This is a genomic window from Halomonas terrestris (assembly GCF_049166755.1).
Classification (GTDB): Bacteria; Pseudomonadota; Gammaproteobacteria; order Pseudomonadales; family Halomonadaceae; genus Halomonas.
Genome location: NZ_JBMHFZ010000002.1, coordinates 155,957 through 169,702, shown reverse-complemented (window position 1 = coordinate 169,702; position 13,746 = coordinate 155,957). Strand labels below are relative to the sequence as shown.

Genomic DNA, 13,746 nt, shown 5'->3' with positions numbered 1-13,746 from the left:
GGCAGACCCTTAAAGCTCGATCAGGGTGTCACCGACGGCGACGCTGTCGCCCTCGCTGACCCGGATGGCCGACACCGTACCGGCACTGCTGGCCCGCACTTCGGTTTCCATCTTCATCGCCTCGAGGATGATCACCACGTCGCCCTCCTTGACGCTGTCCCCCTCGCGCACGTTGACCTTGAAGATGTTGCCGGCCAGCGGCGCGGTGATCGCTTCGCCGGTCGGAGCCGCCGGGGCGCTCTGGGCGGGCTTGGCGGCCTCGCCCTTCTCGGCGACCTGGCCGATCTCGCCGCCCTCGGCGACCTCCACCACGTACTGCTTGCCGTTGACGGTGATGGTGTAGGTCTCGGGACCGGCCGGTGCCGCGCCCTGGGCCACCGGCGCCCTGGCCTCGGCCTTCGCCGGCAGGTTGGCGCTGGCACTGGTATCCGGCGCCTGGGGCGCCGGCTCGAAGGCGTCGGGGTTGTCGCGGTTCTTGAGGAACTTCAGGCCGATCTGCGGGAACAGCGCGTAGGTCAGGACATCATCGATCTCGCGCTCGCCCTCGGCCAGGCGGATGCCGTCGGTCCCGGCCTTCTCCTTGAGCTCCGCGGCGAGCCTGTCCATCTCGGGCTCGAGCAGGTCCGCCGGGCGGCAGGTGATGGGTTCCTTGCCCTCCAGCACGCGGGCCTGCAGCTCCTTGTTGAACTCGGCCGGCGCGGCGCCATACTCACCCTTCAGCAGCGCCTGGACCTCCTTGGAGATCGACTTGTAGCGCTCGCCCATCATCACGTTCATCACCGCCTGGGTGCCGACGATCTGGGAGGTGGGCGTCACCAGCGGGATGAAGCCCAGGTCCTCGCGGACCCTGGGGATCTCCTGGAGCACGTCGTCGAGCTTGTCGCCGGCGCCCTGCTCCTTGAGCTGGCCCTCCATGTTGGTGAGCATGCCGCCCGGCACCTGGGCGATCAGGATGCGCGAGTCGATGCCCTTCAGCGAGCCCTCGAAGGCGGCGTACTTCTTGCGCACCTCGCGGAAGTAGGCGGCGATCTCCTCGAGCAGCTCGAGGTCGAGGCCGGTGTCGCGCTCGGTGCCCTGCAGGATCGCCACCACCGACTCGGTGGGGCTGTGGCCGTAGGTCATCGACATCGAGGAGATGGCCGTATCGACGTTGTCGATGCCGGCCTCGGCGGCCTTGATGGCGGTAGCGGTGGACATGCCCGTGGTGGCGTGGCAGTGCAAATGGATGCGGATATCCAGCGCAGCCTTCAGCTTGGAGACCAGCTCATAGGCGTCGTAGGGCTTGAGCAGGCCCGCCATGTCCTTGATCGCCAGGGAATCGGCCCCCATGGCGGCGATGGTCTTGCCGAGTTCGACCCAGCCGTCCAGGGTGTGCGCCGGGCTCACCGTGTAGGAGAGCGTCCCCTGGGCGTGACCCTCGACCTTGCGCACCGCCTGGATGGCGCGCTCCAGGTTGCGCGGGTCGTTCATGGCGTCGAAGACGCGGAAGACGTCGACGCCGTTGGTCCTGGCGCGCTCGACGAACCTGTCCACCACGTCGTCGGCGTAGTGACGATAGCCGAGCAGGTTCTGGCCGCGCAGCAGCATCTGCTGCGGGGTATTGGGCATGGCTGCCTTCAACGCCCGTATCCGCTCCCAGGGGTCCTCGCCCAAGTAGCGGATACAGGCGTCGAAGGTGGCCCCGCCCCAGGATTCGAGCGACCAGAAGCCGACGCGATCGAGTTTCTCGGCAATGGGCAGCATGTCATCCAGGCGCATGCGCGTGGCGAACAGCGACTGGTGGGCATCACGCAGGACGACGTCGGTGATGCCGAGCGGGCGAGCGTTGTCAGTCATGAAAGCGACCTTGTCATTTCAGGGAGAGGGAAAGCGAAGGGGAGGCGTCGTCAGCGACGATGGCGCCGACGATAGCGATGCAGGGCGGCACTGATCACCACCATCAGCTCGTCGTCAGCCCGGGCCGGAGGGCGTGGCCCATCACCGGGAGCGGCCTTGGCAGGCTCGGGGACGAGGCGGCGCACGGCCATGGACATCAGGGTGGTAGTGATCACCAGCACGGTAAGAAAAACAAAAACAAACCCCATGCCGAGGCCCATCAGGGCAAGCCCCTCCTGTAGAAGCTCGATGTCCTGCATACGACATTCTCCTAGATCTTGTCTCCAGCCGGCATCGATCTAACGCGATCAGGGCGGCTTGCGTAATTTTTTCGATCATATAACCTGCCATATCCCCGACAGATTACAAGAGCGCCATGGTGGAAGTCAGCGTTGTTAATTTACTACAAGACGGTCGAATCGGCCTGGCCCCCATGGAAGGGGTGATCGATTCGATCACCCGAGAACTGCTGACTCGCCAGCCAGGATTCGACTGGACGGTGACCGAGTTCGTGCGCGTCGTTGACGCCAGGCTGCCGCCTCGCGTCTTCCACAAGCACTGCCCTGAGCTGGCCCGGCCGGACGTGGCCACGCCCAGCGGCGTACCGGTCCACCTCCAGCTGCTGGGCGCCGATCCACCGGCCCTGGCCGCCAATGCCCGCCAGGCGCTCGAACTGGGCGCCGTGAGCCTCGACCTCAATTTCGGCTGCCCGGCCAAACTCGTCAACCGTCATGACGGCGGCGCCTCGCTGCTGCGCGACCCGCGCCGGGTAGAGGCCGCCGTGGCCGCGGTATCCAGCGCGGTTGGCGACGCGATCCCGGTGACCGCCAAGATCCGCCTGGGCTTTTCCGACCGCCTCAGGGCGCTGGAGTGCGCCCTGGCCGCCGAGAACGGCGGAGCACGACAGCTGGTGGTCCATGGACGCACCCGCGACGAGGGCTACCGCCCACCCGCCCACTGGGAGTGGATCGGCCGCATTCACCGGCGGCTGCGCATCCCGGTGGTGGCCAACGGTGATATCTGGACCCTCGAGGACTACTGGAAGGCCCGCACCCTGTCGGGCTGCCGGGATGTCATGCTCGGCCGCGGCGCCCTGGCCGACCCCTGGCTCGCGGCGCGCATCCGTCACTGGCTGGCCACTGGCGAACGCCTGGGCGAGACACCCTGGCAGGCCCGGGCCGCCATCCTTGCCGACTTTGCTGCATTGCAGCGTAACACACTCCCCGACAGGGTTGTCACGTCTCTCATAAAGCAGTGGCTCAACCACATGCGCGCCCGTGATGCCGAGGCGGCACGCCGCTTCGCCTCGCTGAAGCGCCTCACCCGGCTGGACGAGCTGCTCCTCGGCCTGCAGGCGGACGCCGGCGCCGCGCAGCCTGCCCGGGACGAGGCGACAGGCGATGAACCCGCAAGGGCTCTCCGCGAACGGGCGTGAGCGGCTGGACGGCCTGGGTGGGACTCGGCGCTTCACACGTCAGCCTGCGAGGCGTGAAAAAAGAGGCGCTCGTCGCATTGCGACGGCGCCTCAAACGATCGCGAGACCGGCGCACGAGCTGCAGCGCCGCTCCAGCCAGCGAAAAGCGGATATGGAAAGCAGAAGACCCGCCCTCGCAGGCGAGGACGGGTCGGGATCTGGCGCGCCCGGGAGGATTCGAACCTCCGACCACCTGATTCGTAGTCAGGTACTCTATCCAGCTGAGCTACGGGCGCTGATAGCAATGACGGGGTCACTGCGGGGCATGAAGCACGATGCGGTCTAGCCACCGGCAACACTTGCATGAAGATGGCGCGCCCGGGAGGATTCGAACCTCCGACCACCTGATTCGTAGTCAGGTACTCTATCCAGCTGAGCTACGGGCGCTCATTCTTCACGTCGTGTCGAGGCTCAATGGCGGAGAGGGAGGGATTCGAACCCTCGATGGGGCTATAAACCCCATACTCCCTTAGCAGGGGAGCGCCTTCAGCCACTCGGCCACCTCTCCCTCATCGACACGGCGCGTATGTTACCGTTTCTGAAGGCCATTGTCCAGCGGCCCCGGGAGTTTTTTCAGGCTGGCGGCGGCGATACTTCCGGCACCCTTCAGCTGCCCTGATCACCATCCTCCACATCGGCCTTCTCGCGCTGGATGCGCTGGTAGATCTCCTCACGATGTACGGCAACATCCTTGGGGGCATTGACGCCGATGCGGACCTGGTTTCCTTTGACGCCCAGCACCGTGACGGTGATGTCGTCTCCGATCATCAGGGTTTCGCCGACACGGCGAGTCAGGATGAGCATGGCTGATCTCCTTCTCAGACTTGTTCTCGGACTTGCTGGCAACGGGATGTTCGCCGACAGGGCGGCGCCGCCTCATTATGTGGCATTGCGTCGTCCTTGACCAATGGCGCCGACTCCATGACACCCGAGAAGCCCGTTGAAGGGAAGCGCCGTCACGAGGGTGTCACGGACTTCCCTTCAGCGTAGAAGGTGTCGGCCGTACGCGACGCCCTTATTCGCTCTCGATATCGCTCTTGTCGAGGCCGAAGGCCTTGTGCAGCGCCTTGACCGCCAGTTCCATGTGCTTCTCGTCGACGACCACCGAGATCTTGATCTCGGAGGTGGAGACCATGCGGATGTTGATGTTCTCCTCGGAGAGCACGCGGAACATCTTGGAGGCCACACCGGCGTGCGAGCGCATGCCCACGCCCACCAGCGACACCTTGGCGATGTTGTCGTCGCCCTTGACCTCGCCTTCCCCGAGGTCGGGCAGGACCTGCTCCTTGAGGATCTTCAGGGTCTGCTTGTAGTCACCCTTGGCCACGGTGAAGGTGAAGTCGGTGTAGTCACCCGCCGGCGCCACGTTCTGGACGATCATGTCGACCTCGATGTTGGCATCGGCGATCGGGCCCAGGATGCGCCATGCCACACCCGGCACGTCCGGGGTATTGAGCAGGGTCAGCTTGGCTTCGTTGGCGGTGAAGGCGATACCGGAGATCAGCGGTTCTTCCATGGAGTCCTCGTCTTGGTCGGAATCTGCAACGATCAGGGTGCCGGGGCCGTCCTCGAAGCTGGACAGCACGCGCAGCGCGACATTGTACTTGCCGGCGAACTCGACGGCGCGAATCTGCAGGACCTTGGAGCCGAGGCTCGCCAGTTCCAGCATCTCCTCGACGGTGATGGTGTCCAGGCGCTGGGCCCTGGAGCAGACACGGGGGTCGGTGGTATAGACGCCGTCGACATCGGTATAGATCTGGCACTCGTCGGCACCCAGCGCCGCCGCCAGGGCCACGCCGGTGGTGTCGGAGCCGCCGCGACCCAGGGTGGTGATGTTGCCCTCCTCGTCCACGCCCTGGAAGCCGGCGACCACCACCACCTTGCCGTCGTCCAGGTCCTCGCGCATCTCGTCGGTCTCGATCCGCTGGATGCGCGCCTTGGTGTGGGCGCTGTCGGTGAGGATGCCCACCTGGGAACCGGTGTAGGAGGTCGCCGGTACGCCGAGCTTGTGCAGGGCCATGGCCAGCAGCGAGATGGTGACCTGTTCGCCGGTGGAGACCAGCATGTCCATCTCGCGGGGTGTCGGCTCGTCGTTGATCTCGTTGGCCATGCCGATGAGGCGGTTGGTCTCGCCGCTCATGGCGGAGACCACGACCACGACCTGGTGGCCGTTGTCGCGGAAGCCCTTGACCTTCTCGGCCACGGCCTTGATGCGCTCCACGGAGCCCACCGAGGTGCCGCCGAACTTCTGTACGTATAGTGCCATATGCCGTTTTACCTCGTATGTCGAGTTAGCGTGCGAATGGGTGACGGGTGAATGAAGCCGATAGAAGCAGGGGCCGGGGCATTGCTGCCACCGGCCCCCGATGTTGACTAGAGCCGCGCCTCGAGCCAGGCCGGCACGCTCTCGAGCGCCCCCGGCAGGGCCGCCACATCGTTGCCGCCCGCCTGGGCCATGTCGGGGCGCCCCCCTCCCTTGCCGCCGACCTGTGAGGCCACGTGGTTGACCAGCTCGCCGGCCTTGACGCGACCGGTGAGATCGTCGGTCACGCCGGCGATCAGGCTCACCTTGCCGGCGCTGGCGTCGGCCACGCCCAGCACCACGATGCCGGAGCCCAGCTTGTTCTTGAGCTGGTCGAGCATGCCGCGCAGCTCCTTGCCGGAGACCCCCTCGAGGCGGGTGGAGAGCACCTTGACCCCGTTGACCTCCCGGGCCTGGCTGAGCATGTCGCTGCCGGCGGCGCTGGCGAGCTTGGCCTTGAGCCGCTCGAGCTCCTTCTCCAGGCCGCGGTTGCGCTCGAGCAGCGACTCCACCCGCTCTTCCGCCTGCTCCGGGCTGGCCTTGAGCCGCTCGCCGATGCGGTTGAGGCGGGCTTCCTGCTCGCGGAACCAGGCCAGTGCCCCCTCGCCGGTGATCGCCTCGATGCGACGCACCCCGGAGGCGATACCGGTCTCGCTGACGATATGGAAGCAGCCGATGTCGCCGCTGCGCGCCACGTGGGTGCCGCCGCAGAGCTCGATGGAGAAGTCATCGTCGCCGATGGTCAGCACGCGGACGTTGTCGGCGTACTTGGCCTCGAAGAGTGCCGCGGCCCCCTTGGCCTTGGCCTCGTCCAGGCTCATGTGCTCGATGCGCGTCGGCGCGTTGGCGAGGATCTGCTCGTTGACCAGGCGCTCCACCTCGGCCAGCTGCTCGGCCGTCATCGCCTCGAAGTGACTGAAGTCGAAGCGCAGGCGCTCGGGGGTCACCAGCGAGCCCTTCTGCTGGACATGATCACCGAGCACCAGGCGCAGCGCCTTGTGCATCAGGTGAGTGGCCGAATGGTTGCGCACCGTGGCCGCACGCAGCCGCGCGTCGACCTGCGGGCGCACCTCGGCCCCCACCGCGAGACCGCCCTCGAGCAGCACCCCGTGGTGCAGGTGGTGACCGGCCTGCTTCTGGGTATCGGTGACCAGGAAGCGGCCGCCGCCCTCGAGGTGCAGGTAGCCGGTGTCGCCCACCTGGCCGCCCGATTCACCGTAGAAGGGCGTGCGATCGAGCACCACGATCCCGTGCTGCTCGGGCTCGAGCCCGGCCAGGGCATTGCCCTCGCGGTCGACGATGGCGGTGACGGTGGCACGATCCTCCAGTCGGTCATGGCCGGTGAAGGCGGTCTCGCCCTCGAGCTCCAGGGCCGCGCCGTAGTCGGCACCGAACTGGCTGGCCGCGCGGGCGCGCTCGCGCTGGGCCTCCAGCGCACGCTTGAAGCCGATCTCGTCGAGCGTCACGTCGCGCTCGCGGCAGACGTCGGCGGTCAGGTCATAGGGAAAGCCGTAGGTGTCATAGAGCTTGAACACCGTCTCGCCGGGCAGCACCTCGCCATCGAGGTCGGCCAGCGCCTCCTCCAGCAGGCCCATGCCGTGCTCCAGGGTGCGGGCGAACTGCTCCTCCTCCTTGAGCAGCACGCGCTCGATCTGGTGGCGGCCGTTGCGCAGCTCGGGGTAGGCATCGCCCATCTCGACGTCCAGCGCCCCCACCAGCTTGTGGAAGAAGTTGTCCTTGGCGCCGAGCTTGTGGCCGTGGCGGATGGCGCGGCGGATGATCCGCCGCAGCACGTAGCCGCGGCCCTCGTTGGAGGGCAGCACGCCGTCGGTGACCAGGAAGGCGCAGGAGCGGATATGGTCGGCGATGACCCGCAGCGAGGGGTTGCGAGTGTCGGCGTGGCCGGTATGGCGCGCCGCCGCCTCGAGCAGGTTCTGGAACAGGTCGATCTCGTAGTTGGAGTGCACGCCCTGCATCACCGCGGCGATGCGCTCCAGCCCCATGCCGGTGTCGATGGAGGGCTTGGGCAGCGGGTTCAGGTTGCCGGCCGCGTCGCGGTCGAACTGCATGAACACCAGGTTCCAGATCTCGATGTAGCGGTCGCCGTCCTCCTCGGGGCTGCCGGGAGGCCCGCCCCATACCTCGGGGCCATGGTCGAAGAAGATCTCGGAGCTGGGGCCGCAGGGGCCGGTGTCGCCCATCTGCCAGAAGTTGTCCTCGTCGAGCTTGGAGAAGCGCGCCGGGTCGATCCCCATCTCCTCCTTCCAGATGCGCTCGGCCTCGTCATCGCTGACATGCACCGTGACCCACAGCTTCTCCTTCGGCAGGCCCAGCACCTCGGTGAGGAAGGTCCAGGCGAAGCGGATGGCGTCGCGCTTGAAGTAGTCGCCGAAGCTGAAGTTGCCCAGCATCTCGAAGAAGGTGTGGTGCCGCGCGGTATAGCCGACGTTGTCGAGGTCGTTGTGCTTGCCGCCGGCGCGCACGCAGCGCTGGGACGAGGCCGCCCGCACGTAGGGGCGCGGGTCGCGGCCGAGGAAGACGTCCTTGAACGGCACCATGCCGGCGTTGGTGAACAGCAGGGTCGGGTCGTTGCCCGGCACCAGGGAACTGGACGGCACGACGGTGTGACCGTGCTGCTCGAAGAAACTCAGAAAGGCCTGTCTGATGTCTGCGCTTTTCATGGAATATCCGTGGCGATGGGCGGGGTGTCCGTCAGCAACGAGGTCACCCGGGGCGTCCGCAAAGGGACCCATTATAGCGCAGCTGTCAAGGGACTGAAGGGGCGCCCCTCATCAATCCTGGTCGGCAGGGCTATCCCAGGCGTGATCCAGGGCGTGGCGCAGCTGGTCGAAATCGAAGCCGCGGCCGGCCAGGAAGCGCTCGCGACGGGCCCGCTCGCGGGGCGTGTCGCCGGGGCCGGAGAAGCGCCTGGCCAGGGTCTCGCAGGCCAGGGCGAACCAGTCGGCCTCGCCCGCCTCCCCGGACTCGGCGAAGGCGGCGCGAATACCGTCGCGGTCGATGCCGCGCCGCTCGAGCTCGGCACGGATCTTCCGCGGCCCCTGCCCGCGGGCGATCCGCGAGCGCAGGAAGCTCTCGGCGAAGCGTGCGTCGGACTGCAGTCCCTCCTCGGCCAGGGCATCGAGGCAGGCCAGGATGTCGGCCGCGTCATGGCCGCGGGCAGACAGCCGCTCGAGCAGCTCGGCGCGGGAGTACTCGCGCCGCGCCAGCAGGCGGATGGCATCGTCCCGGGGGGTCGCGTCGCGACCGGGGGCTGGCTGGTCGAGCATGGCCTAGAGCAGGTCGTCCTCGCGCGCCTCGGTGCCGGCCACCGCCTCCTCGGTCTCCTCCTTCTTCGCCTCCGGCGCGGCGAGCAGCTGGGCGCGGATCTGGCTCTCGATCTCCTCCATGATGGCCGGGTTGTCCTCGAGGAACTGGGCGGCGTTGGCCTTGCCCTGGCCGATCTTGTTGCCCTGGTAGCTGTACCAGGCGCCGGCCTTGTCGACCAGCTTGCACTGCACGCCCAGGTCGATCACCTCGCCGGCATGGTAGATGCCCTTGCCGTAGAGGATCTGGAACTCGGCCTGACGGAATGGCGGCGCCACCTTGTTCTTGACCACCTTGACGCGGGTCTCGTTGCCGGTCACCTCGTCCCCCTGCTTCACCGAGCCGGTGCGGCGGATGTCGAGACGCACGCTGGCGTAGAACTTCAGCGCGTTGCCGCCGGTGGTGGTCTCGGGGCTACCGAACATCACGCCGATCTTCATGCGGATCTGGTTGATGAACACCACCATGCAGTTGGCGTTCTTGATGTTGCCGGTGATCTTGCGCAGCGCCTGGGACATCAGGCGCGCCTGCAGGCCGACGTGGGAGTCGCCCATCTCCCCCTCGATCTCGGCCCGCGGGGTGAGGGCGGCCACCGAGTCGATGATGATCACGTCGACGCCGCCGGAGCGGACCAGCATGTCGCAGATCTCCAGCGCCTGTTCGCCGGTGTCCGGCTGGGAGACCAGCAGGTCGTCGAGGTTGACGCCGAGCTTCTCGGCATAGCTGGGGTCGAGGGCGTGCTCGGCGTCGATGAAGGCGCAGGTCTTGCCCTGCTTCTGGGCCTGGGCGATCACCGACAGGGTCAGCGTCGTCTTGCCCGAGGACTCCGGTCCGAAGATCTCCACCACCCGGCCCAGCGGCAGACCGCCGATGCCGAGCGCGATATCGAGCCCGAGCGAACCGGTGGACACCGAGGGCATGACCACCCGCGGGGCATCGCCGAGACGCATCACGGTGCCCTTGCCGAACTGGCGATCGATCTGGGAAAGCGCGGCATTCAGCGCCTTGGAGCGGTTGTCGTCCTGAGCCATCACGGGTCTCCTGGCAGTGGAATGAAACGAGAGGAATGGTTTGGGTACTGTATGACTGCACAGTAGTATGGCGAAAAAATCCGCGCTCGGCCAGCGTCGGCGACGGCGCCTCAGTCGTGCTCCAGGTGCCGGACCAGCCCGACCAGGGCCTCGCGCACGGACTGCTCGCGTACCGCGCGGCGATCGCCGGGAAAGTGGCGACAGACCGCCTGCTGGCGCTCGCCGTTCCCCCAGGCCAGCCAGACGGTGCCCACCGGCTTGTCCGGGGTGCCGCCGCCGGGGCCGGCCACGCCGCTGATCGCCACGCCGAGATCCGCGCCGCTGTCGCGGCAGGCACCGGCGACCATGGCGTCCACCACCTCGCGGCTGACCGCGCCGTGCTCCGCCAGGCTGGCCTCCGGCACCCCCAGCAGGCGGGTCTTGGCAGCGTTGGAGTAGGTGACATAACCGGTCTCGAACCAGCGGGAGCTGCCGGCCACGGCGGTGATGGCGCTGGCCACCCCACCGCCGGTGCAGGACTCCGCGGCGGTCACCGTCACGCCACGCTGGCGGCAGGCCCGCCCCAGCCGCTCGGCGAGCAGGGTCAGGTCGAGATCGGCCAGGCCGGTATCGCTGGGGGACATCGCATCGCTCCTGCACGAGTGAAACCGCACCGGCGAGGGGTCTCCTGACGCCGGCCACGCTTGTGCGTAGAATACTGCCTTTGTCTGCGCCATGTCATGGCGCGCCAGCCCCGACATCATCGAGCGACAGGAAACCCATGTCCCAGGCCAGCGCCCAGCACACGCCCATGATGCAACAGTTCCTGACGATCAAGCGCGAGCACCCGGACGTGCTGCTCTTCTACCGCATGGGCGACTTCTACGAGCTGTTCTTCGACGATGCCCGGCGCGCCGCCGCGCTGCTCGACATCACCCTGACGCAGCGGGGCCAGTCGGCGGGCAAGCCGATCCCCATGGCCGGGGTGCCCTACCACAGTGCCGAGGGGTACCTGGCGCGCCTGGTGGCCGCCGGCGAATCGGTGGCGATCTGCGAGCAGATCGGCGACCCCGCCGCCGCCAAGGGCCCGGTGGAGCGCCGCGTGGTGCGCATCGTCACCCCCGGCACCCTCTACGACGAGGCACTGCTCGACGCCCGCCGCGACAACCTGCTGGTCGCCCTGCACCCTCGCGGCGAGTGCTGGGGGCTGGCCTGGCTGGAGCTCTCCAGTGGCCGCTTCAGCGTGCTCGAGGTCGAGGGCGAGAGCGAGATGCTCGCCGAGCTGCAGCGACTCGACCCCGCCGAACTGCTGGTGGCGGAGAGCTCCACGCTTCCCCCGGCACTGGAGGGCCGGCGCGGCCTGCGCCGCCAGAGCGACTGGCTGTTCGACCTGGAGAGTGCCACCCGCACCCTGTGCGACCAGTTCGAGGTCCAGGACCTGCGCGGCTTCGGCTGTGCCCACCTGGAAGCGGCGCTGACCGCCGCCGGGGTGCTGATCGACTACGCCCGCGACACCCAGCGCTCGCGGCTGCCCCATGTCACCGCCATCGGCGTGGAGAGCCGCGACGACGCCGTGGTGATCGACGCCGCCAGCCGCCGCAACCTGGAGATCGACCTCAATCTCGGCGGTACCGCCGACAACACCCTGGCCAGCGTGCTCGATACCACCACCACCGCCATGGGCTCGCGGCTGCTCAAGCGTTGGCTCAACCGCCCCCTGCGCGACCGCGACCAGGTCGCGGCCCGGCAGGCGGCGGTGGCCCTGCTGCTCGACATCGAGGGCTTCGTGCCGCTGCGCGAGGCGCTCAAGGCGATCGGCGACATGGAGCGCATCCTGGCCCGGGTCGCGCTCTACAGCGCCCGCCCGCGGGATCTCGCCCGGCTGCGTGACGCCTTGGCGGCGCTGCCCGAGCTGGAGGAAGCGCTCACCACCTACACCGACGGCACCGCGCTGGACGAGTTGAAGCGGCACATCCGCCCCTATCCCGAGCTCGCCGACACCCTGACCCGGGCGCTGGTGGAGAACCCCCCGGTGGTGATCCGCGACGGCGGCGTGATCGCCGAGGGCTTCGATGACGAGCTCGACGAGCACCGCGGCCTCGCCGAACACGCCGGCGACTACCTGGTCCGGCTCGAGACCCGCGAGCGCGAGCGCACCGGCCTGCCCGGGCTCAAGGTCGGCTACAACCGGGTCCACGGCTACTACATCGAGATTCCCCGAGCCCAGGCCCGCGACGCCCCGGCGGACTACGTGCGCCGCCAGACCCTGAAGAATGCCGAGCGCTTCATCATCCCCGAGCTCAAGGAGTTCGAGGACAAGGCACTGTCGGCCAGGTCCCGCGCCCTGGCCCGCGAGAAGCTGCTCTACGACGGCCTGCTCGACACCCTCAATGCCGACCTCGATGCGCTGCAGGCCAGCGGCCGGGCACTCGCGGCGCTGGACGTGCTGTGCGCCTTCGCCGAGCGCGCCCAGGCGCTGGACTTCGCCCGCCCCCGGCTCGCCGAGACGCCCGGGATCAGCATCCGCGGTGGCCGCCACCCGGTCGTCGAGCAGGTCAGCGAGGCGCCCTTCGTGCCCAACGACCTGATCATGAATGATGAGCGCAGGATGCTCGTCATCACCGGCCCCAACATGGGCGGCAAGTCCACCTACATGCGCCAGGCGGCGCTGATCACCCTGCTCGCCCACACCGGCAGCTTCGTGCCGGCGGACACGGCGGAGATCGGCCCCGTGGACCGCATCTTCACCCGCATCGGCTCCTCCGACGACCTGGCCGGCGGGCGTTCCACCTTCATGGTGGAGATGTCCGAGACCGCCAGCATCCTGCACAACGCCACCGACCACAGCCTGGTACTGATGGACGAGATCGGCCGCGGCACCAGCACCTTCGACGGCCTGTCGCTGGCCTGGGCCAGCGCCGAGCACCTGACCCGCTCGAGGGCCTTCACGCTGTTCGCCACCCACTACTTCGAGATGACGGCCCTGGCCGAGCAGGCCGACAGCGTGGCCAACGTGCACCTGACGGCGGCGGAGCACAGGGATGGCATCGTCTTCATGCACCGGGTCGAGGAAGGCCCCGCCAGCCAGAGCTACGGCCTGCAGGTGGCCCAGCTGGCCGGGGTACCCCAGGGAGTGATCGCCCGCGCCCGGGAGAAGCTCGCCCTGCTCGAGCAGCAGGAGATCGACCAGGGCAGCCGCCAGTTCACCACGGCGACGGGGGGCGGCGATGTACCGCAGCAGACCGACCTCTTCGCCAGCGCGCCCCACCCGCTGGTGGAAGAGCTCGGCGGCCTGGCCCTGGATGAGCTGACGCCGCGCCAGGCCCTGGAGCTGCTCTACCGCTGGCGGGAGTCGTTGTAATGTGCAGTCAGGTCTACCGGAGTTGCCGAGCCGTGTCAGCGAAAGGCGCCGGGGACAGGTCAGAGAGGGGGTCCGAGGACCAGGGGTGAGAAGCACCGCTCCGAACGGGCTGGCCAAGGATGGCCAGCACCGGACCTGCAAGCGAAGCGGGACGCGAGAGCGATGCAGGGCCGAGGTAGCGTACAGGAAGTATTCATAGCGCCCCCGAACAGGCCTGTCGCCGAAACAGCCTTGAGCGATGCTGACCCCTGACATAGCCCTGAACTTGCAACCCTTCGTCTTGCGAGGCTATTGGGCCGCGACTAGAATGGTCAGATTCACCGCCGCCTTAGCATAAGAAACTCGGCTTTTATAACTGTTTCATCAACTATCCACAGTGGCCGAGCGACGCCGGCCCGAG

General features: G+C 67.8%; 10 protein-coding genes and 3 tRNA genes. 2 read left to right on the top strand and 11 right to left on the bottom strand.

Annotated elements, in window-relative coordinates:
• Positions 1 to 9 precede the first annotated feature (9 nt).
• On the bottom strand, positions 10 to 1,836 hold the full coding sequence (gene oadA / locus ACOMD9_RS03065; protein WP_421412082.1) for a sodium-extruding oxaloacetate decarboxylase subunit alpha: 1,827 nt from the start codon (positions 1,834 to 1,836) through the stop codon (positions 10 to 12).
• Positions 1,837 to 1,886: 50 nt separating this feature from the next.
• Positions 1,887 to 2,135, bottom strand: coding sequence for an OadG family protein (locus ACOMD9_RS03060; RefSeq protein ID WP_421412081.1), 249 nt, complete (start codon positions 2,133 to 2,135; stop codon positions 1,887 to 1,889).
• Between the two features lie 173 nt (positions 2,136 to 2,308).
• On the opposite strand from ACOMD9_RS03060, the gene ACOMD9_RS03055 reads away from it, so the two are divergent.
• Complete coding sequence (locus tag ACOMD9_RS03055) at positions 2,309 to 3,310, top strand: tRNA dihydrouridine synthase (RefSeq protein ID WP_421412283.1); 1,002 nt, start codon at positions 2,309 to 2,311, stop codon at positions 3,308 to 3,310.
• 198 nt (positions 3,311 to 3,508) lie between these two features.
• Here the strand turns inward: ACOMD9_RS03055 and ACOMD9_RS03050 are convergent.
• The 9 genes from ACOMD9_RS03050 to ACOMD9_RS03010 form a co-directional block, all read right to left on the bottom strand.
• A tRNA-Arg gene (locus tag ACOMD9_RS03050) sits at positions 3,509 to 3,585 on the bottom strand.
• A 74-nt stretch (positions 3,586 to 3,659) separates the two neighbouring features.
• Positions 3,660 to 3,736, bottom strand: a tRNA-Arg gene (locus tag ACOMD9_RS03045).
• A 28-nt stretch (positions 3,737 to 3,764) separates the two neighbouring features.
• A tRNA-Ser gene (locus ACOMD9_RS03040) sits at positions 3,765 to 3,857 on the bottom strand.
• Between the two features lie 98 nt (positions 3,858 to 3,955).
• Positions 3,956 to 4,153: a carbon storage regulator CsrA gene (gene csrA, locus ACOMD9_RS03035; RefSeq protein ID WP_421412080.1), complete on the bottom strand. Its 198-nt coding sequence runs from the start codon at positions 4,151 to 4,153 to the stop codon at positions 3,956 to 3,958.
• A 211-nt stretch (positions 4,154 to 4,364) separates the two neighbouring features.
• Positions 4,365 to 5,615: an aspartate kinase gene (locus tag ACOMD9_RS03030; RefSeq protein ID WP_421412079.1), complete on the bottom strand. Its 1,251-nt coding sequence runs from the start codon at positions 5,613 to 5,615 to the stop codon at positions 4,365 to 4,367.
• Between the two features lie 107 nt (positions 5,616 to 5,722).
• Positions 5,723 to 8,332, bottom strand: coding sequence for an alanine--tRNA ligase (alaS, locus tag ACOMD9_RS03025; protein WP_421412078.1), 2,610 nt, complete (start codon positions 8,330 to 8,332; stop codon positions 5,723 to 5,725).
• 111 nt (positions 8,333 to 8,443) lie between these two features.
• Positions 8,444 to 8,938, bottom strand: coding sequence for a regulatory protein RecX (locus ACOMD9_RS03020; RefSeq protein ID WP_421412077.1), 495 nt, complete (start codon positions 8,936 to 8,938; stop codon positions 8,444 to 8,446).
• A gap of 3 nt (positions 8,939 to 8,941) precedes the next feature.
• Positions 8,942 to 10,006 carry a recombinase RecA gene (gene recA / locus ACOMD9_RS03015; protein ID WP_421412076.1) on the bottom strand — a complete coding sequence of 355 codons (1,065 nt, stop codon included), beginning with the start codon at positions 10,004 to 10,006 and terminating at the stop codon, positions 8,942 to 8,944.
• 110 nt (positions 10,007 to 10,116) lie between these two features.
• Positions 10,117 to 10,629: a CinA family protein gene (locus tag ACOMD9_RS03010; protein WP_421412075.1), complete on the bottom strand. Its 513-nt coding sequence runs from the start codon at positions 10,627 to 10,629 to the stop codon at positions 10,117 to 10,119.
• A 137-nt stretch (positions 10,630 to 10,766) separates the two neighbouring features.
• Between ACOMD9_RS03010 and mutS the strand changes: the two genes are divergently transcribed.
• Positions 10,767 to 13,346 (top strand): DNA mismatch repair protein MutS, encoded by a 2,580-nt coding sequence (mutS, locus tag ACOMD9_RS03005; RefSeq protein ID WP_421412074.1) that lies wholly within the window; start codon positions 10,767 to 10,769, stop codon positions 13,344 to 13,346.
• The last annotated feature ends 400 nt before the right edge of the window (positions 13,347 to 13,746 follow it).